Origin of the sequence: Paenibacillus xylanexedens (genome assembly GCF_007676705.1) — a bacterium.
Taxonomy (GTDB): domain Bacteria; phylum Bacillota; class Bacilli; order Paenibacillales; family Paenibacillaceae; genus Paenibacillus; species Paenibacillus xylanexedens_C.
This window is the reverse complement of record NZ_VEBF01000001.1, coordinates 2,081,516-2,101,024: the sequence shown is the minus strand read 5'-3', so window position 1 is coordinate 2,101,024 and position 19,509 is coordinate 2,081,516. Positions and strand designations below refer to the sequence as shown.

Genomic DNA, 19,509 nt, shown 5'->3' with positions numbered 1-19,509 from the left:
GAAATGGAGGTACAGGGAAGAGACTGGTGGTATAATCGGGTTATGTGTTACAGTCATACTTGAATACTTCCGAAAAGGTTTTCGTAAAAAGCGATATTTAGTGTTGTAACCGTAATCATAATTTACTTGAAGAAAGTGAGAATCTACCATGAATCAGAAGAGGCTTTTTAATAATGGATGGCAATTTGCGAAAAGCAAGCTGGATGTTACGGAACCTGCGGGTCTGGTATATGAACCTGTGGAACTTCCCCATGATTGGCTGATATATAATACGCTTGAACTGTATGAAGACAGCATTGGATGGTACCGTAAGACGTTCCATTACACGAAGGATGAGCAGCAGCTTTTGCTCTGTTTTGATGGCGTATACATGGATTCTTCGGTGTATGTGAACGGGCAGTTGGTTGGGGAGTGGAAGTATGGCTATTCTGCTTTTGAACATGAGATCACGAACGCACTGGTGGAAGGCGACAATGAGATTGTGGTCAAAGTGGTGCATCAGAGCCCGAACAGCAGATGGTATTCCGGAGCCGGAATCTATCGCCATGTGTGGCTGAAAACGAGAGACCGCAACCATATTGTTACGGATGGAACGTATGTATCGATTCAGCAGCAGCCGGATGGCTGGCAGGTGGAAGTGGATACCGAGCTCAACCTGGAACAGAATCAGCAGGCAGAGCTGGTGCATACGATCTTGTATGAAGGTCAGGTGGTGGCATCCAGCCAAGCGAATGTTACGGCTTCGGTGGTTGAAGAAGCGGTTGTAGCGACAGATAGCCAACAGCTTATTGTTGTGAATCCTAACCTGTGGAGCCCGGATGCACCGCATCTGTATGAACTGGTGACGGAGCTGCGATTGACCTCGGATGATCAGGAACATCGGACAGTGGAGTCGGTATCACAGCGCATTGGATTCCGGGATATCAAGCTGGATGCCAATGAAGGGTTCCACCTGAACGGGGTCAAGATGAAGCTGAACGGTGTGTGTGAACACCATGATCTCGGGGCGCTGGGAGCGGCGTTTAACCTGACGGCACTACGCAGAAGATTTGTTTTGCTCAAAGAAATGGGCGTTAACGCCATCCGCACCGCGCATAATATGCCTGCCAAAGAGTTCATGGAACTCGCCGATGAGATGGGTATGCTGGTTGTATCGGAAGCCTTCGATATGTGGGAACGTGCGAAAACGCCATACGATTATGCGAGATTTTTCCCGGAGTGGGTGCATACCGATGTGAAGAGCTGGGTGAAGCGCGACCGTAACCATGCCAGTCTGATCATGTGGAGTATCGGGAACGAAATCTACGATACCCATGCGGATGAGCGTGGACAGGAAGTAACTCGGATGCTGATGGATTATGTGCTGGAATTTGATCCAAAAGGTAATGCTGGCGTGACGATTGGTTCGAACTACATGCCTTGGGAAAATGCACAAAAATGCGCAGATATCGTGAAGCTGGCAGGTTACAACTACGCGGAGAAATATTACGACAAACATCATGAAGAGCATCCAGACTGGATCATCTATGGTAGTGAAACGTCTTCTGTGGTGCAGAGTCGTGGCATTTATCACTTCCCATTCGAACAGCCGATTCTGGCAGATGATGACGAGCAGTGTTCGGCTTTGGGTAACAGTACGACGAGTTGGGGCGCGAAGTCGGCAGAATACTGCATTTTGGCAGAGCGGGATACGCCGTATTCACTGGGTCAGTTCCTGTGGACTGGATTCGATTATATTGGAGAACCGACACCGTATCATACGAAGAATTCGTATTTTGGACAGCTGGATACAGCAACGTTCCCGAAAGACTCCTATTACATCTACCAAGCGGCTTGGACGGATTATAAGAAAAGTCCGATGGTTCACCTGTTCCCTTATTGGGATTTCAGCCCGGGTCAGATCATTGATGTACGCGTGTGCAGCAACGCACCTAAGATTGAGCTGCAACTCAATGGCAAAACCATTGGCACGTACGATATCGATCATGCCAATGGAACACAGCTGTCTGGCTGGTGGAAAGTGCCGTACGAAGAGGGTGAGCTAAAAGCGATCGCTTACGATGAGAACGGGCAGATCATTGCAACCGATGTGCAAAGATCCTATACGGATGCGAAGAAGATTCGTCTGAAAGCGGATCGGGAGCAGCTGCAAGCCAGTGGCACAGACCTGATTTTTGTAGAAATTGATGTGGAAGATGAAGCGGGTAATCCCGTGCACAATGCGAACAACCGCGTGCAAGTTCAGGTGACTGGTGCAGGACGATTACTGGGTCTGGATAACGGAGATAGTACGGACTATGATCCATACAAAGGGTTGAGCAGAAGACTATTCAGCGGCAAACTGATGGCTATCATCGGAGCGACAAATGAACCTGGAACGGTGCGGATTGAAGTTTCTTCCGAAGGGTTGGAAGGAGCTACGGCTGAATTTGAATCTCTAGTTGTGGCGGCTGAACTTAATGATGAGAAAGAAGTACAACCTGTCTTCATGAACAATGAAGAACGTCCGGTGCTAACTGGCAACGCTCAGGAGATTCCTTTGCGGAAAATTGAGATCATCAGTAAAGCAGGACAGTTGCTCGATCCATCTAACCCGGAGCTGGTCGTAACCGCCAAGCTGTATCCGGAGAACACTTCCTACCGAGATATCGAGTGGGCTGTTGTGAATGATGCGGGGATCGAGTCCAACATTGCCAAAGTGGAAGTTGTTCAAGCAGAAACGGGCGACAATGGTGAGCATCAACATGCGGTGAAGGTATCGGCTATAGGTGACGGGGAGTTCCGGCTTCGCGCAACCAGTACCAACGGTACGGATAAAACGAAACTCATCTCCCAGCTGGAATTCAAGGCGGACGGTCTCGGCACAGCGTACAAAGATCCATACGGCTTCATCACGGGCGGACTGTACGATTACACCAAAGGTGAGGTTGGTAACGGCAATGAGCGTGGGGTAGCGACAAGTCGGGATGGGGAAACCCATGTGGGCTTCCGCAATATTGACTTCGGGCCATATGGCTCCGATACGATTACCATTCCAATCTTTACGTTGTCCACGGAGGACTACTTCATTCAGATCTGGGAAGGTATGCCGGATGAAGAAGGAAGTACGATGATCGCGGATGTAGTGTATGACAAAGAGTCCATCTGGAATGTGTACCAGGAAGAGACGTACCAATTATCCAAACGTCTTAGCGGAATTACGTCGATCTGTTTTGTGCTGAAGCAGAAGATTCATATTAAAGGCTTCTCCTTCGAACGTCAGAGTCGTGCCTTTGAACAGAACGCGGCTGCATCCTGTGACCATCTCTATGGAGATACGTTTAAAATTGAGGGTGACCGTGTTGAAGGCATCGGGAACAATGTATCACTGGAGTTTGAAAACATGGACTTTACGGCAGAAGGCACATCGAAGCTCGTGATCTACGGCCATTCACCGATTGATAAGAATACGATTCATATTCGCTTCGCAGGTGCGGACGGACAGAGCAACCAGTTGGTTGAGTTCACACAGTCGAGTGGATACGAAGAACGGGTGTTTGAGCTTGAGCAGGTGAAAGGTGAGCAGAAAGTAAGCTTTATCTTCCTGCCCGGCAGTCAGTTTGACTTCGGTTGGTTCCGATTCGAGAAATAAATGTGATGGAAATATAAAGACCCTTCAAGCAGGCATCAGTTCATGGGAACGTGGATCTGAATCGCTTGCGTGAAGGGTTTTTCTTGTATGTAGATGTAAGAGACAACATCAATGAGACTGCTCAGCTTCAATTGAGAGATCTAAGTGATGACCTATTCTGCTATAGATGTACAACTTAATATCCGTGTCTTGTAATGCAAGCAGATTAATCGTTTTATCACTATTTCTACGGATAGATGTTTCCATGGGTTCACTTACTTCGTTTACATACAACTTCACATATACCTTGTGGTTGCTGTTGTTTTCAATCGATATGTTGGCATGTGTCCCATTGGAAGCCACCATTGTGAAGCTGCCGTCGTATGCGGAACGACCTTCATGTTGAGTTGGGGCAATGAGCAGAACAGGTGTAGATGTTAGGAAGGAGCGCTCCATGTCATGAGCTAGTCCGGTTGATTGCCACTCATTTGTTGAAGTTAGAGCCGCTGTATTTGCAGAATGGGTTGATAGTAGTACAGATAGAGCGAGTGCTACACCGAGCATTGTTTTTAACGTCATTAAATTAACCCCCTGCTGAATGATAAATCACTAAAATTTTGGTTCCTGTTACCTATACATTTCTATGATTCTAAACGTTCGGGACAACGAGGGAGTTACGGATAAATGACAAATTAAGCATAATCATGTAACAAAGGATAGTATTGAACCGTTTCATAGATGAGGTGATAAAATGAAAAGTATGCTTATCCTATCGTTAGCTTTAATGCTATTAACTGCCTGTCAGGCAAATGATCCAACAACGAATGCTTCCGGAATTACGCAAGCTTTTCCAGAAATTATTGAGCCGCATAATCCAGAGCAAGCAGAGCAAAGCGGGGATGTGGTTGTGCTTCATGGAGGCATACGGAACGAAGATAAGTGGAACACATTTATGAAAAATGTGGAGAAAAAACAGCAGGATCAGGTTCGTGTAACGATGTATACCATTGAAGGTGGGCCCATTATCCATGAATTGATCTATGATGGTACAGCTATTCAATCGACTTACGATAACTCAAGGGATGCCTATGGCTCCAAAGAGGGAATGAAGACCGACACCTGCAAAGGGATCGGGACAATGAAGAGTGAGCAGGGACATATTTTTTACGTGTTAACCGGGTGTGAGAAGGAAGAGAACCCTTTTTGGATGCCTAAGCTTTAAATGAGATGTATCCATATTTTAAGCAGAAGTAAGAGTCCAAAAAAACGTGCACGAATATGCAAAATATCTGGCTAATGAATGTTTCCTGACTATTGAATCTTTAACGAGAAAATGAATCCTCCGTTTGATTCCAATCGGACTCTTCACTTGTTAAAATTTAGGTATAACTACTACGGTCAGGTTGGCGGTGATAAGGAAATGCAGCGAATCGAGGTACATCCCGATCTATTGGAGGAAAAGGCCCGGTTGGTCCAGCAGAAGAAACAGGAACTGGAGCGAATGGTCTGGGAACTGGAGAAATCCATCTATATGTTGCAATCCGATTGGTCGGGTGTGACAGGAGAGCGTTTCTTCTGGGATTTTATGCAGGTGAAAGAAGTGTTCCCGACTACACTCGGGCTGTTGGACGAAATCCAGAAAGAGTTTACGTTTATCGCCATGAACTTCAGAACAACGGATGGCACAGGAGAGGTTGCGCTATACATTCCAGAGGAGCTAAAGCGAAATTTCGCTGTAGGGCTGCTTGATAAATCAGTAGGAGAAACAATAACGGGAATGGGCCAGACGGCAGAAGCTTTCTTCGATAACCCGTTCAGTACATTAAGCAGTGTGGCATATGCCATGACAGTGGGCAAAGTTGTAGACGTTGGGCGTGGTATTCAGTTTGCATGGGATACCGCCTGGGGCACGGGAACGGCGAGGTCAGATATAGAGAAATTTGTAGAAGAGCAGAAGAAGCAGATCGATGAGAGTGGAGCAGGGTATTACGGTGGAGCGATGACGGGGCAGGCTCTGGCGTATGTTTTGTTTGGCAAAGCATTTCGTTCGAAGGACGACATTGGATCATCAGGTGGAGGCAAGCCGGAGAAAGGGAAAGGAAATGAGGGGGCAGGACAAGCTTCGAATGTCGGTAGTATAGTTAGGGATGGAAATAAAACAAAATATACGAATATGGCTAATAATGAATTAACTTGGGTTGATCAGCATCCCAAGAATATTAATCGTGATATTGATAGCTTTTTAGATAGCTTGGATGTTGGCAAGGCTACTGAAGCAAAAGTTGCTGATTTCGTAAGAAAAGAGCAGGAGGTTACGGGTTTTGGGCAAAAAGTTCTAAAGGAAAATGGCGAAGCTGCTGGAGATTTAGATGTAGTGACAAAAAATGCAATAATTGAGGTAAAAGCATCAATTAAGGCAGTAAAAGAAGATCAGTTTAATAAATTGGTAAATGAAAATCATGATTTCTTTTTTAATCCAGAACAAAAGAAGGTAATCCTTTACATTGATAAACCATTGATAAATTTGAGACCAGAGAATGCCAAGATGCTAGAAGACATTAGAAAGCAAGGAGTAACAATTGTTAACTCATTAGAAGAGCTAAAGGGGATAATAAATTAATGGGAACTTCAGCATATATCTTAATGGATCACAGAAAATATACAACTGAAAAACTATTGGCTGATTCAATAGTTGCAGCATTTAATGCTGATGCAATGCTCAACTTTTACAACAGTAAAAATTATTCAATGGATGGTCAATTTCTATCTACTACAATGAATATTAGTCATAAATTGGTTAAAGAAAACGGATGTTCATTTATATATTACGTAGATGCAACAGATAATCCGAGTATAGAATTTTACTATAATGAGGATGTTGGATTAGAACAAAATAGAAAAATTTGCAAAGTTGGTTGCATTGAGGAAATATACGGCGTTCAAGAACTTATTTTTAATTTTATTTACGAATATCTCAAGCTAAACCCCGAAGATTATTTTTGGGTCACAGATTATGATTGGGTCTACAGTTGGGAAGATATGAAGAAATTAAAATCGTTACCGTATCACCCAGATTGGTGCTATAAGAACCCAAAGCTTGATTCAAATGAAACGTAACAAACAAAGTTAAGATTAAAGTTATATAGTCATTTCTACCAGACGAAAAGTAGAGTTGCTTGAACTAAAAGGTAGGTTAAACATGAATAAAGATTTTCTTTACACTAAGCCCTATGATCCGGGGATAATAGACGATACACCAGTGGACCTCGAATCGTGGTTTCTAGATGATTCAAGAGAGAGGATGGAAGAGAAATTAAGAAACATTTCTCTGAATGACCTAATCATTGAGTTAATTAATATATTTAAAGACGGCGATCCGAATTATCAAGTTCTCTTAGGGTTAATAGGAGAAAAAGTAGTTAAGGAGGCTAGAGAAGACAATATTGTCTATTATCTAGGTGATATTTTGCGTTCTGACGACGATATAAAGAGAATTGAGATTGAAATTGATGATGAGGATCAGAATATAAAGAAGATGAATATTTTTGTTATGCCAGCCGCGCTTTTGGTACTTCAAAAGGAGATAACTAGCCTGTGTGTTGATATTCAAACTCAAAAAACAAGCAATTACTTATCAATCTCTATTAAAGATAAGATGATAACCTTATTTTCAATTTAAGAGAGAAGACTGTCATACTAACTTATAATCCTAATTGATAAAGTGAAAAGATGGTATGAGTTGCACATATCTATGCATGATTTAAAGTCATATCATTAAGCACTTCTACCAGACCACAAGTAGAGGTGCTTTTTCCTATGAAATCAAACAAATAATGAAATCTTCCACAGATTGGTCGATAATATAGAAGAAGCAATTTTCAGCTCACCATATACATAGAGAACGATCCACAACCATCCTACACCCACACGAGGTACATTCATGAAACAAGGCATATATGAACAGCTTATCAACACCATCACCAGACAAGAGATTTCGGCGCTGGACCCGGATGTGTATCACATTGGGACCGAGAAGCTGGATGCAGAGGAAGCACGCAAACTGTTGTCCACGTATTTGGCGGCGGTGACCCGGCGAGCGCTCAAGATTGTACGGGAACAGACAGAAGATAAGACAGCAGTGTTGGCGCAGATTCGAACGTGTAATGAGATTATTGCTACCCTGAAAGGCACGCTTGGGGAAGAAGAATACAACGAATTGCAACTGGATGAGCAGGGGGAAGTGTTGACCCATGTGTATTCCAAGCTGAACAGCATTCGTGCGGTCCGGGATACCAAAATCGTTCGTCCAGATACGCCGATCTCCCAAAGCTCTTTATTCACAGGTGCGAAGTCCGAGCCGAGTATGTTATTGGAGTTGCAAAAGGAGATCGTGACAGCCGATAGGATCGACTGGCTGGTATCATTTATCAAGTTCAGTGGGCTTCGCCTACTTCTGGAAGCTGGTCTCGGAATTGTAAAATCTCAAGGAAGAAGCCAAACTCAGTCCGGGCTTCTTTTATCTCTGTAAAGATTGGATATAAGAATGATTAAAATACCAATGACCATTATAATAATATTTATTGTTTGGTATGGAGTGAATTCTTCAATAGTAATAAAAGCTAAACCTATAGCAAATACTATAGTCCCAAGAAACATAAGCCATTTTTTTATGGATGATCTGCACATAATTTTCATCGCCTCCTTGCTTGAATATATTGATGTTATAACAATTAATGGAATTTACTTAAATTATAACCTATGATTGGTACACCCAGAAGTGACATGAGGTAATGATATATCCTGAAATGAATTGTTTACTGTTTTTTTAACATTATATTACTGTATATGGAGGATATCGTTTTGAAAAAAATTATCATTGTTACAATGGTAGGAACCTTGTTGTTGTCTGGATGTCGAGTTAATAATCAGTCTTCTAGTCCAGCCAAGATTGAGGAGAACACGTCTAAAGAGAGTGTGTCAACATCAGTTGAATCTACTCCCAATACACTATTATCCGAGACTTCAGATAAGAAAGTCGCTGTTTATGGTATTCAGGAGAAAGGGGACTTGTTCTCGTTACTTGATGTAGTCATAAATGGAGAAACGAAAACATTTGATTGGAGTAATGTAACAAATCCCTCTTTTTATCCTCAAATTTCTGTCACTGATTTAAATGGAGATGGAGAAGATGAGATTGTTATTGATGTAACCAAAGGTACAGGGACTGGAATACACGATTCAGAAGTACATGTCCTTAAAGAAGACTTCACAGAAATCCCTGTAACGGATCCGAAAGAATTCGTTCAAAACAATATTAAAGTTGATCTAAAAACTGATAAAGATATTCGGCAATACACTGTTTCGGTTGATGGACAGGAGTATTCATTTGAATTTAGTGAAAGTGACTCAAGCGAATGGTTTGAACAACCAACGGTTCAAAATATAATACGATACGGAATTAAGGATAATGATCTTATTGCAGAGCTACCTATTCAGATTTCTGCAGGAAACTATTTAGGAGATGCAATCGTTAGATATGCGTTGGTTAATGGAAAGTTAGAACCATCCAAAATAGAGATTTCAAAAGAAGGAAGCTCATTATGAGCTTCCTTTTTGTTGTATTGGATCATTAATATCCTTCTACTCTGTAGAATGAATGGTCACCCAATAATTTCTTTTCAAGAATTTTTTGTTACCTGCTCCAAAGTTCCAATACTCTGGTACCAGACTTGATTAACTTTAGACGCAAAGTAAGTATTCGTGACAAACCACAAGCATTTTCCGATAGGGTAGTAAGACATGAAGAAGCAAGTGCTTGTTCATATGAATCACTCCAAGTGGTACTTGAAGTTTATGGCTGACGGGCATTAATGCTTTGTCATACCTTCAAAACCATTTGTTTTGAGGATAACACCTTTAATTGGAACTGGAGATCGGGAGATTACCATTGTCATGTACCCCAGTGATCCGTGAATGCGATGCTTGTTAAACCAGTTAATGTAGTCGTATAATTCCAATTCCAAATGATGAAGGCTAAGAAATTCCATCTGGTAGATAAACTCCGTTTTCATGACCTTGTAGGTGGCTTCAGCCACGGCGTTATCGTAGGGACATCCTTTCTTGCTGAGTGAACGGTGATACACCTGAATTGCGACAATCTGTCGATAACAGCATAAAGAAACTAAAAAAGAGTTTCCGGATTACAAATTTAGCGCAAATTTCGGAGGGGATTAAGTAATGTCTATCAGTGCTGTAATACTTGAACCACAAAATGATTTTGAAAAGAGTTTTCTTGTTCCAGTTGCAACAGAATCTTTTTTTAAGGATTGCTGGAGACCCGCTGTTGAAGTAATAGATTTAAAATGGATAGATCTCTTTTCAACTGGTGTTGATGTAGAAGAGGAAGATGTGCCGATGATTATTGAGGAACTACTTCTGGTCAAGGAATGGGCTGTAAAGAATTTAAAAGATGAGCAAAGGGATAAAATAGTCGAAAGAATAGAGGGACTTCAAGAAAAGTTGCCACTTGCATTTCAAAGACAGGACGCAATTGTTTTTATAGGGTAGAGGGTCTATATTTTAGGAGTTACTCAATCAACTTTGAAGACGGATTATGAGAGCGGTAAAGCTAATCGACAAGAATTGAAAGAGGGCTGTTTGAGATGAGTTCTTTCATTTTCCTGAAAAAGATAGAAAACTATTCCCCTGAAAAAGCCATTGAGGATTTTAAGAAAGCAGCGCAAAAAGCGAACATGTTCTGTATTTTGATAAAAGATAAATACCGTGATGATCTCTTTATATCTGCTGAAGGAACACTATCAGAAGTTGATGAATTTACTTTTAAAAACATGGATAATAAGGACAACTTAAAGTACTTCACATTTAATGTTAATCAAGTAGAAGAAGACTCGATTGATAGTTTCACTTGGCTTACTCAAGACGAAAATTATTTCTGGGCTTTAGATATTGAAAATATAAATCATGAGTACAAGTTTATATTTAGATTTCTTGTAGAGTATTTCAAAGATAATGGTGAGGATTATTTATGGTTTGATGATGCCGAATGGTATTACACAGCTGACGATATTTTAAAATTAAGTCAGATGCCATATGATCCGAAGTGGTGCAGTGAAAAGGTTATATGAGTTTTAGGTATCTATGAATAAATTTAAATTGAAAGAAAATAGGCACTTCTACCAGATCACAAGTAGAGGTGTTTTTTCTATGAAATCAAGATGACTATATGGATGAATATTGAGATAAAACCTTAGAAAAGAGAAAAAATATGTTTGGTGATTATTACCTTGGAAGTTAATTTGAATACAGTGAATTAAAAAATCCTTTAACAAGGATAGACGGTATCTGGATTGGGACGATAAATATATAAGCAAACAAGCACAGGGATGGAAATAGAGCTTATTTTAAGAAATGATAAGATAATCTCAGCATACCCAATATACTGAATTGGAGATAGATTAGTGATGATAAAATATAATTATAAACTGAAATATTTGGATGAATTTAATATGGTTGTATTGGATTTTGACGAGGAAAAAACAATAGAGTTCGCCAGTATGATAAGTGATCCCTTAGGATCTGATATACCTTGGAGATTTGAAGATTTGAAGAAGGATATTGAGAATTATCTTGATTTGTTAAGGGGGAGGATACCCGAATACAGACATGGAGGTAATGCATCCAGCGTTATATCACATAAAGACTATACAATAATTGAAGATCCATTTTACGATGAGGAAGAAGATGAAGTTGAACCGATCTGTAAGTTAGAGACGGTTGAGTTTGTGAAAATTATATTGCTATGGGCTTATGAAACTTACAAATTTAAAAGTAAAAGGGGAGTAATTGCTCGAGAGGAGGCAGAAATGGTTATGAAATGGGTTGAACAAAAGATGTTAGAAGTTGAGAGTATAGAAAATGGATCTATGCAATAGTTGGTTTAAGTTCATTCCTAATCAAGGTTGGCAAACAGTGAAAAGTTGTATCATCATTATTGTTGGGAGATTTAATTCATGGGGATATCATCTTTTATACTATTTAGACATGGAAAGAGCATGCCGACTTATCTTTTATCGAGTGCTGCTCGGAACATATGTAAAAAAGAGAAACTTTTCTTTGATACTGATGAAGAAACTTACAATAGCGAAGGTGCATTAAAATATACTCGACTATATATAACCGACATGCCATTCAAGGAGAATTACTCAAGGATGCTTAGCTTTAGTGTATATGATGAACCTTATGAATTTCAAACCGTTACTTATGATTGGGATGATACGCAAAATGAATATTTTAAAGCAGTAGTTTCTGATGACTTTGATGATAATGAGGATTTGTTATTTAAATTCTTTTTTGCTTTTCTGAGCGAATTTCCCGATGCAAGAGTATGGATTGAAGAAGATTGGTTTTACAATTTGGAAGATATGAAAAAGATAAAGGCATCCTACAATAATAATTGGTGTTATATAGATCCAAAAACATTTAAGTGAAACACAATAATTAAGATTCAGGCACTTCTACCAGATCACAAGTAGAGGTGTTTTTTCTATAAATTGAAGGATTGTGGCTTTCAAAATGAAGATCTCGCCCATTCACTCGATCTAATGAATCACAGATCACAAAAATGCATGGGTTGGAGAACCCTCACTAATCTTTAACAGAGGAACTGTCGCATTCATATTACAATCCGTCAAAAGGAAAAGGATTTTCGTATGTTGCTTTTTACAATATTTGTTTGTTATGCTTAACTACATAGAAATGCATAGTAGGTGGTGTGTGAAGCTGAGAAATGAAATGATCAAAGGATACATCGATGGAATTGTATTGTCTGTACTGAGTAAGAAGGACGCATATGGATACGAAATATCCAAAACGGTGCAAGATGAGACGAACGGTCAGTTTGATCTGAAAGAAGGTACGCTGTATCCTGCACTGAAACGAATGGAGGCTAACGGATACATAGAAGGTTATTGGGGAGAGCAAGTGGGTGGACCGCGGCGGCGATATTACCGCATCACCCCTGATGGGCAAACTCAACTCGATACATTGCGGTCATCATGGACCGAGAACATCAAGATTATCAATATATTCTTGGGAGGGGATCTTCATGAAAGTCATTGAGCAATATTTGGATAAAGTACTTCGATTTACGTTTTTGACCAAGAGGGAAAAAGCAGAGTGGAGAGAAGAAATGGCTGCTCATCTACATTCCTCGGTGGATTATCTAAAGCGTGAGGGATTGTCTGAAGTTGAGGCCATTGAAAGCTCCATTCAACAATTTGGTTCCATCTCAGAACTGCGCAGAACGATAACTAAAGAAACGTATGGATTCAACATGAAAACGATTATTGGGTATGCCTTGGCAGGTTTGATCCTTTTCATTGTATCACTGGTTGGTGGACTAATCGCGAATCAATATGTTGTGCATAACCGTTATATCGAACTGATACCTATTCTTTGGATTACGGTGTGTGCATTAATTGCCTGTCTTGTGTTTACACGCAAAAGAGTGGATCGTCTCTGCCTGTTATCTGTGCCCCTGTTCTTCACTTTAGGGTATCTGCAAGCTTATTTTCAGGTGATGTACTATTATTGGGGTGAAGGATTTACATTTAACATGTTTGAAAAATTGTTTTTTAGTGGCGTGTTTCATACGTCAGGTGGAATTGAGTTCACATTGATCGCCGCTGTGTTCTTGGCTGCACAGGCACTCATCATTTTTGTGATAAGTAAAAATAAGTATATATCCATTCTTCCATTTGTCTTTTCCATCTTATATACCTTTGTTCATATGCTGATGTTTAGTCTCTATTATGCATGTTTTGGGTCAGATCAGTTTAGTTCCTCGGTCACTCAGGGGTACAGCGTTTTCCTGGAAGGGAATGTGCAGCGTGTGATGGAGATGGGGATGAATTTGGCTATGGCTGCATTGTTATTTGTATTATTCAAAGCTTGGGGTTATTGGGCGGCAAAAAGGAAGTTGAGCTCTGCGTCATAAGTCAGTGGATGCAGAGATGATGGCGGATGAACATGATAGAGTTAACATTATGCAGGCACTTCTACCAAATGAAAAGCAGAGGTGCTTTTTCCTATGAAATCAAACAACTAATGAAATCTTCCACAGATTGGTCGATAATATAGAAGAAGCAATTTTCAGCTAAGCATATACATAGAGAACTATCCACAACCATCCTACACCCACACGAGGTATATTCATGAAACAAGGTATATATGAACAGCTTATCAACACCATCACCAGACAGGAGATTTCGGCGCTGGACCCGGATGTGTATAACATTGGGACCGAGAAGCTGGATGCAGAAGAAGCGCGTAAACTGCTGTCCACGTATTTGGCGTTAGTGACCCGGCGAGCGCTCAAGATTGTGCGGGAACAGACGGAAGATAAGACGGCAGTGTTGGCGCAGATTCGAACGTGTAATGAGATTATTGCTACTCTGAAAGGCACACTGGGGGAAGAAGAGTACAACGAATTGCAACTGGATGAGCAGGGGGAAGTGTTGACCCATGTGTATTCCAAGCTGAACAGCATTCGTGCGGTCCGGGATACCAAAATCGTTCGTCCAGATACGCCGATCTCCCAAAGCTCTTTATTCACAGGTGCCAAGTCCGAGCCGAGTATGTTATTGGAGCTGCAAAAGGAGATCGTGACCGCCGATCGGATCGACTGGCTGGTTTCGTTTATCAAATTCAGCGGACTTCGCCTGCTTCTGGAACAGCTTCAACAGTTCACGGCTGGTGGCGGGAAGTTGCGGATCATCACGACCACCTATATGGAAGCGACCGACCTCAAAGCCATTACTGAACTCAGCAAACTACCTAACACGGAGATTCAGATTTCCTATGATACCAAAGTGACTCGGCTGCACGCCAAAACGTACATTTTTCACCGGGATACTGGATTCACTACAGCCTATGTCGGCTCTTCCAACCTATCCAACCCGGCGCTGACCAGTGGTATGGAGTGGAACCTCAAGGTGACGGAGAAGGATTCACTCGACGTGCTGCGCAAGATTGAAGCGACCTTCGAAAGTTACTGGAATGATCGCGAATTTACGCGGTATGTGGCTGAGGATGAGGGAAATGAGGCACAGTTGAAGGCGGCTCTGAATCGCAAAAAAGATCAGTCCAACCACTTTCACCTCGACATCCAGCCTTACGATTATCAAAAAGAAGTACTGGAACAGCTTCACGCCGAGCGTACGCTGTATGGACGAACCCGTAATCTGATCGTTGCCGCCACAGGCGTTGGCAAAACGGTCATTTCTGCCTTTGACTACAAGCGATTCCGGGCAAGCCATGCGGGAGCAAAGCTGCTTTTTGTTGCCCATCGGGAAGAAATCTTGAAGCAAAGCCGGGACACGTTCCGGTATATCCTGAAGGATATGAACTTTGGCGAGCTGCATGTCGGGAATCACCGAGCGGAGGCGCTGGACCACTTGTTTGTTAGCATTCAGAGTCTTAACTCCATGAAGCTGACGGAGATCACCAGCCCAGACTATTACGATTACATCATTGTGGATGAATTCCACCATGCCGCAGCGCCTTCGTACCAGAAGCTGTTGTCCCACTATGAACCGAAGATTTTGCTGGGACTCACCGCGACGCCTGAACGGATGGATGGCAAAGACATTACCGCCTACTTCGATCATACGATTGCCGCCGAGATCCGTTTAACCGATGCAATTGACCGGAAGCTGCTGAGTCCTTTTCAATATTTTGGCGTCACCGATACTGTCGATCTATCTCAGGTGAAGTGGTCGCGTAAAGGCTACGACCTGAATGAACTAGAGAAGCTCTATACCCATAACAAAATCCGTGCTAACCAGATCATCCAAAGTCTGAACAAATACGTAACCGATCTGGATGATGTGAAGGGACTCGGTTTCTGCGTCGGGGTGGATCATGCGATGTATATGGCAAAAATATTTAACGATGCCGGCATTCCATCCATGGCCCTGCACGGTGGGTCGAGCGAACAGGAACGCCATTCTGCGAAAGGACAGCTGGTGAACGGGGAACTGCGCGTGATCTTTGTCGTTGATCTGTACAATGAGGGCGTGGATATCCCTGAGGTGAACACCATTCTGTTCCTGCGTCCTACCGAGAGTCTGACCGTATTCCTGCAACAGTTGGGACGTGGACTACGGATGGCGGAGGGCAAAGAGTGCCTGACCGTGCTCGACTTCATCGGACAAGCGCATCAGGAGTACAGGTTCCAAGATAAGTTCCGTGCTCTGATTGGCGCCACTAAACATTCCATCTCATACTACGTCGAGAACGGCTTCTCGAACCTGCCACGCGGCACGTTCATTCAATTGGAAAAGCAAGCGAAAGAATACATTATGCGCAACTTAAAGCAAATGAGTCGTAATCGCAGAGCGTTGATCCAGAAGCTTCAAACGTTCCAGCAAGACACCGGACTGCCGCTGATCTTGGCTCATTTTGTGGAGCATCACGGGATGACACTATATGAATTGTATGGTGGACGTACGGGGAAAAGGTATTTCCGCGGCATGTTGGCCGAAGCTGGATTAACAGCACCCATTGAAGATGAACACGAGGAGTACATCCGCAGACTACCGTCTGTGCTGACGATTAACTCCCGAAGCTGGCTGACGTTCCTGATTGACTATATCGAAAAAGGCAAAGAACCTACTACCGCCGATGAACGGCGCATGTTCATGATGTTCTATTACACTTTCCACCGGGCCGCACCTGAGAAACTAGGGTTGAGCAGCATTGAAGAGGGTGTGCAGCGTGTGCTGTCTTGTGAGGCATTCCGAGCAGAGCTTGTGGATATTTTCAAATATAATCTGGCTCATCTACGCTTTGTGGATAAAAGCAATTCGTTCCCATACACTTGTCCACTGGATATCCACTGTATGTACTCTATTGACCAAGTGCTTGCCGCCTTCGGCTACTGGAACGCTGAGCAATCACCCGCCTTCCGTGAAGGCGTGAAGTATTTTGCAGATGAACAGACGGATATCTTCTTCATTACACTGAACAAATCGGACAAAGATTTCTCACCATCTACGCTGTATGAGGATTATGCGATCAACGAGCGTCTCTTCCATTGGCAGACTCAGAGTCGGGTGTCGGAGCGCACCGCTACCGCGCAGCGGTATATTCATCACCGGGAGACAGGTAACCGGATTGCCTTGTTCGTGAGGGAGTATAAAGAGGAACATAACTATACGTCTCCATTTGTTTTCCTGGGTGAAGCCGATTATGTGAGTCATGAGGGGAACAAACCGATGAGCTTTGTGTGGCGACTGCGGGAAGAGATGCCTGCGAAGATGGTGGCGGTGGCGAATAAGTGTATTGTTTAAAAACTAGTAGTATCAGAATATGTATGGAGGCAAGGTCATGTGGGATAGAATTTTGGATGGACAATTTATATCTAAATTAGGGGGAGTTGGCGGGATTGTTGCTCTTCTTAGCTTTATGTGGACTTTTTTTAAGAAAAATCAGGTAATTACTTCGTTAACTTCTTCCAAGTTCGAGTAGAGAGAAACCCTATCAATCCATAAATGGACGGATAGGGTTTGCCATTTTCACATCAATATTCCTTTAATAACATTTTTGGCTACACGAATATTATCAGGAGAAGAATCTCTTAGCAGTTGTACAATTTCTTTGATTTGTTTCTCATCTTCAGTTACCTCAAACTCTTCTTCTATATAAGCAAATAATTGAATCAAATTAACATCCAGTGACTCAGCGATCTTTGCCAAGTTCACCAAAGAAACATTCTTTTCTCCACGTTCGATCTGTCCTATGTATGAAAAATGAAATCCACCTTTTTCTCCGAGGGATTCCTGTGAATACCCTCTTTCTTTGCGTAGTGCGCGAATTCTGGCTCCGACTAGCTTCAAAACTTCTCTGTCCTCGTTCATGGTATTCACCTCTCTATGTTCAAAAGTGTAGACAAGTTTCCTCAAGGTAAACACCAAACGAAGAATACAAATATTTTATTTGATTACTATATGTATCATTTTATTGTATAATACTGGTATTAACTCTTTGGAGGGATGACAATGGCAAGAAATTGGTCCATAACCGAAGCACATTGTAATCACCAAGTAGATTTTACCCCACGTTTGCAAGACCATGATATCTCCACACAACCTAGGTCCAAACATATTCCTGCTTATCATATGCTACGTACCAAAATAATGGACTATCACCAACATGCTAAGTATCATCTCAAACTTGCCGCAATCATGCGTAATCACAATCAGTTCAAAGCCTGCCTGATTCTATGTGATTGGGCTCTAGCCTCCATGATTAAGGCGCTTTATATCCATAAGTATCATTCGGTTCATCCACCCAAGGAACTCACCATGAATGAAATCTTGCCTTTAGTGCATACGGACACTGAACCCGGATTGGATATCGCTTTGTTCATCTGCACGATGCAACATATGTCATCTTTTGAGGAATACCAAGAGAATCAATATTTAGACCTTGATAACATCGAAAAGCTTCATCAACGAACGGAAGACATATTGGAGGAGTTAGCCACTCGATTGAATGATAATTCAACAAAGTTTTCCTGATATAAGGCATGCCATGATGATCTGGAGGTTCCTTTCCCAGGAATGGGACTGGAGGATTATAAGTACTGAAAGGTACTCATTTGAAGAAAGGGAAAATCAGGATAATGGGTGGATGTATTGGCTACAAACTTCTGCTAACATTGTAAAATCCTAATTCTAACGGCGGAGAATGATATGAGTACAATTAAAGTAACACCGGAGGAGCTGCTGCATGTATCTAAACAGATTGAGCAGGGCAGGCAGCAGTTGGAAGGTATACGTAATGACCTGACTGCAAGGATCGGATTCATCCAGTCTCAGTGGGCGGGAGCAACGCAGGAACGATTTTTCTTTGATTTTCAGCAGTCACGTTCAGTACTTGATCGAGCACTGGAAAGTATGTTTAAGTCGTCCCAAGATCTGTTCTCGATTGCCGAGAGATTCGAACAAGCAGATCAGGAACAGGTGAGCTTGGGAGCCGTTGCTGGACAGATTGCTGCCCATACAATGATGAACCATAATATAGGTAACACAGAAGAACAAAGACGATTGGTATATAATCCTTTGTTTGGAGTTAACATGCCTGCCAGTGAAGCAGAGGATGGAATGCCAGGGCAAAAGCAGTTTGTTAAGTATTGGGAAAATGGTGGCACCTATGAAGAAATGAGAGCCGGACCGAAGCAACCGGAGTCTGGTGGTGAGGATATATATGATGAACAGATTAGTGCATTTAAGGAAGGTCATCATCCCATAACTGGAGAATCTATACCAGCATGGCAAGCAGCAGTTTCTATTGGAGGTTTACAGACTGCTAAGCTCGTGTTGGCTTTTACAGGAACGTATAATAGGGGTTATAAGGTTCCGAAAGAAGGATTAGGAATCCCAAAAGGTATGATCGGTGGAAAAATTACAGTAAGTAATGAAAGAATTCACCATGCTTCACTTGGAGACTTCAATTCTAAAAATAGATTGATCAATGGTGGTCACGGTCAAGATAATATTAATTACTTACTTAAAAATAAGATCGCATTTAACATTGCTAAAGAATATGAAAACGGTGTACGGGTTGGTAATATACCTAATCACAAAAATAAAGCAAAGAGAAGTGGAGAGGGCCAAGCATGGTTCCCTAAGGAGTGGACATCGGAAGATATCAAAAAGTCAGGTGAGTACGTAGCAAATCTTCCCAAGAACAGAGTTAAAGGTGACGGTGAATGGATGTTTGGAAACTATAATAACGTTAGAGTAGGAGTGATCAAGAACGATGGACAGATCGGAACGATTACTCCAGATAACTCAAGACAACCGTGAGGAGAGCGA

At 42.0% G+C, this 19,509-nt stretch carries 17 protein-coding genes and 2 pseudogenes; 16 read left to right on the top strand and 3 right to left on the bottom strand.

The features are described 5' to 3' along the window. Nucleotides 1–148 precede the first annotated feature (148 nt). Entirely contained in the window at nucleotides 149–3,631 is a 3,483-nt protein-coding gene (locus FS628_RS09450) for a glycoside hydrolase family 2 TIM barrel-domain containing protein (protein WP_145321112.1), read from the top strand. Nucleotides 3,632–3,739: 108 nt separating this feature from the next. On the opposite strand, the gene FS628_RS09445 is transcribed toward FS628_RS09450, so the two are convergent. After that, the gene (locus FS628_RS09445) at nucleotides 3,740–4,189 is read right to left on the bottom strand and encodes a hypothetical protein (RefSeq protein WP_145321110.1); all 450 of its coding nucleotides are present in this window, start codon (nucleotides 4,187–4,189) and stop codon (nucleotides 3,740–3,742) included. A gap of 172 nt (nucleotides 4,190–4,361) precedes the next feature. On the opposite strand from FS628_RS09445, the gene FS628_RS09440 reads away from it, so the two are divergent. From FS628_RS09440 to FS628_RS09415, 6 genes and pseudogenes are all read left to right on the top strand, one after another. Further along, nucleotides 4,362–4,832: a DUF4362 domain-containing protein gene (locus FS628_RS09440; RefSeq protein WP_145321108.1), complete on the top strand. Its 471-nt coding sequence runs from the start codon at nucleotides 4,362–4,364 to the stop codon at nucleotides 4,830–4,832. A 198-nt stretch (nucleotides 4,833–5,030) separates the two neighbouring features. Continuing rightward, a complete protein-coding gene (locus FS628_RS09435; RefSeq protein ID WP_186327755.1) occupies nucleotides 5,031–6,230 on the top strand; it encodes a WXG100 family type VII secretion target in 1,200 nt (399 codons plus the stop codon). Next, on the top strand, nucleotides 6,230–6,727 hold the full coding sequence (locus FS628_RS09430) for a hypothetical protein (protein ID WP_133386535.1): 498 nt from the start codon (nucleotides 6,230–6,232) through the stop codon (nucleotides 6,725–6,727). The genes FS628_RS09435 and FS628_RS09430 overlap by 1 nt, the downstream gene beginning before the upstream one ends. Before the next feature lie 82 nt (nucleotides 6,728–6,809). Next, the gene (locus FS628_RS09425) at nucleotides 6,810–7,289 is read left to right on the top strand and encodes a hypothetical protein (protein ID WP_145321104.1); all 480 of its coding nucleotides are present in this window, start codon (nucleotides 6,810–6,812) and stop codon (nucleotides 7,287–7,289) included. Nucleotides 7,290–7,550: 261 nt separating this feature from the next. Further along, a pseudogene (locus FS628_RS09420) lies at nucleotides 7,551–8,069 on the top strand (NgoFVII family restriction endonuclease); the annotation flags it as partial. Between the two features lie 401 nt (nucleotides 8,070–8,470). Then, nucleotides 8,471–9,214, top strand: a complete 744-nt coding sequence (locus FS628_RS09415) for a hypothetical protein (RefSeq protein ID WP_145321102.1) — start codon at nucleotides 8,471–8,473, stop codon at nucleotides 9,212–9,214. 263 nt (nucleotides 9,215–9,477) lie between these two features. Here FS628_RS09415 and FS628_RS09410 read toward each other — a convergent pair. Continuing rightward, nucleotides 9,478–9,744, bottom strand: a pseudogene (locus FS628_RS09410) (IS3 family transposase); the annotation flags it as partial. A gap of 103 nt (nucleotides 9,745–9,847) precedes the next feature. Here FS628_RS09410 and FS628_RS09405 point away from each other — a divergent pair. From FS628_RS09405 to FS628_RS09375, 7 genes are all read left to right on the top strand, one after another. After that, nucleotides 9,848–10,177, top strand: a complete 330-nt coding sequence (locus FS628_RS09405) for a hypothetical protein (RefSeq protein WP_145321100.1) — start codon at nucleotides 9,848–9,850, stop codon at nucleotides 10,175–10,177. 95 nt (nucleotides 10,178–10,272) lie between these two features. Then, nucleotides 10,273–10,755, top strand: a complete 483-nt coding sequence (locus FS628_RS09400) for a hypothetical protein (RefSeq protein WP_145321098.1) — start codon at nucleotides 10,273–10,275, stop codon at nucleotides 10,753–10,755. A gap of 336 nt (nucleotides 10,756–11,091) precedes the next feature. Continuing rightward, complete coding sequence (locus FS628_RS09395; RefSeq protein ID WP_145321096.1) at nucleotides 11,092–11,562, top strand: hypothetical protein; 471 nt, start codon at nucleotides 11,092–11,094, stop codon at nucleotides 11,560–11,562. A gap of 78 nt (nucleotides 11,563–11,640) precedes the next feature. Next, nucleotides 11,641–12,117 (top strand): hypothetical protein, encoded by a 477-nt coding sequence (locus FS628_RS09390; protein WP_145321094.1) that lies wholly within the window; start codon nucleotides 11,641–11,643, stop codon nucleotides 12,115–12,117. Between the two features lie 286 nt (nucleotides 12,118–12,403). Continuing rightward, nucleotides 12,404–12,748 (top strand): PadR family transcriptional regulator, encoded by a 345-nt coding sequence (locus FS628_RS09385; RefSeq protein WP_260870966.1) that lies wholly within the window; start codon nucleotides 12,404–12,406, stop codon nucleotides 12,746–12,748. After that, nucleotides 12,735–13,625, top strand: a complete 891-nt coding sequence (locus FS628_RS09380) for a permease prefix domain 1-containing protein (RefSeq protein ID WP_145321092.1) — start codon at nucleotides 12,735–12,737, stop codon at nucleotides 13,623–13,625. Before FS628_RS09385 ends, FS628_RS09380 begins: the two co-directional genes overlap by 14 nt. Before the next feature lie 217 nt (nucleotides 13,626–13,842). Then, a complete protein-coding gene (locus tag FS628_RS09375; protein WP_145321090.1) occupies nucleotides 13,843–16,980 on the top strand; it encodes a DUF3427 domain-containing protein in 3,138 nt (1,045 codons plus the stop codon). Between the two features lie 225 nt (nucleotides 16,981–17,205). Here FS628_RS09375 and FS628_RS09370 read toward each other — a convergent pair whose 3' ends face one another. Further along, nucleotides 17,206–17,547: a helix-turn-helix domain-containing protein gene (locus tag FS628_RS09370; RefSeq protein ID WP_036606225.1), complete on the bottom strand. Its 342-nt coding sequence runs from the start codon at nucleotides 17,545–17,547 to the stop codon at nucleotides 17,206–17,208. A gap of 141 nt (nucleotides 17,548–17,688) precedes the next feature. Here FS628_RS09370 and FS628_RS09365 point away from each other — a divergent pair, with 141 nt between their 5' ends. Both FS628_RS09365 and FS628_RS09360 read left to right on the top strand, forming a co-directional pair. Further along, nucleotides 17,689–18,210, top strand: coding sequence for a hypothetical protein (locus tag FS628_RS09365; RefSeq protein ID WP_145321088.1), 522 nt, complete (start codon nucleotides 17,689–17,691; stop codon nucleotides 18,208–18,210). A 174-nt stretch (nucleotides 18,211–18,384) separates the two neighbouring features. Beyond that, a complete protein-coding gene (locus tag FS628_RS09360; protein ID WP_145321086.1) occupies nucleotides 18,385–19,500 on the top strand; it encodes a WXG100 family type VII secretion target in 1,116 nt (371 codons plus the stop codon). Nucleotides 19,501–19,509 lie beyond the last annotated feature (9 nt).

Bases quoted from the DNA above. Each gene is read 5' to 3' on its own strand.
- FS628_RS09450 (WP_145321112.1), top strand. From the start codon at position 149: ATGAATCAGAAGAGGCTTTTTAATAATGGATGGCAATTTGCGAAAAGC.
- FS628_RS09445 (WP_145321110.1), bottom strand. From the start codon at position 4,189: ATGACGTTAAAAACAATGCTCGGTGTAGCACTCGCTCTATCTGTACTA.
- FS628_RS09440 (WP_145321108.1), top strand. From the start codon at position 4,362: ATGAAAAGTATGCTTATCCTATCGTTAGCTTTAATGCTATTAACTGCC.
- FS628_RS09435 (WP_186327755.1), top strand. From the start codon at position 5,031: ATGCAGCGAATCGAGGTACATCCCGATCTATTGGAGGAAAAGGCCCGG.
- FS628_RS09430 (WP_133386535.1), top strand. From the start codon at position 6,230: ATGGGAACTTCAGCATATATCTTAATGGATCACAGAAAATATACAACT.
- FS628_RS09425 (WP_145321104.1), top strand. From the start codon at position 6,810: ATGAATAAAGATTTTCTTTACACTAAGCCCTATGATCCGGGGATAATA.
- FS628_RS09405 (WP_145321100.1), top strand. From the start codon at position 9,848: ATGTCTATCAGTGCTGTAATACTTGAACCACAAAATGATTTTGAAAAG.
- FS628_RS09400 (WP_145321098.1), top strand. From the start codon at position 10,273: ATGAGTTCTTTCATTTTCCTGAAAAAGATAGAAAACTATTCCCCTGAA.
- FS628_RS09395 (WP_145321096.1), top strand. From the start codon at position 11,092: ATGATAAAATATAATTATAAACTGAAATATTTGGATGAATTTAATATG.
- FS628_RS09390 (WP_145321094.1), top strand. From the start codon at position 11,641: ATGGGGATATCATCTTTTATACTATTTAGACATGGAAAGAGCATGCCG.
- FS628_RS09380 (WP_145321092.1), top strand. From the start codon at position 12,735: ATGAAAGTCATTGAGCAATATTTGGATAAAGTACTTCGATTTACGTTT.
- FS628_RS09375 (WP_145321090.1), top strand. From the start codon at position 13,843: ATGAAACAAGGTATATATGAACAGCTTATCAACACCATCACCAGACAG.
- FS628_RS09370 (WP_036606225.1), bottom strand. From the start codon at position 17,547: ATGAACGAGGACAGAGAAGTTTTGAAGCTAGTCGGAGCCAGAATTCGC.
- FS628_RS09365 (WP_145321088.1), top strand. From the start codon at position 17,689: ATGGCAAGAAATTGGTCCATAACCGAAGCACATTGTAATCACCAAGTA.
- FS628_RS09360 (WP_145321086.1), top strand. From the start codon at position 18,385: ATGAGTACAATTAAAGTAACACCGGAGGAGCTGCTGCATGTATCTAAA.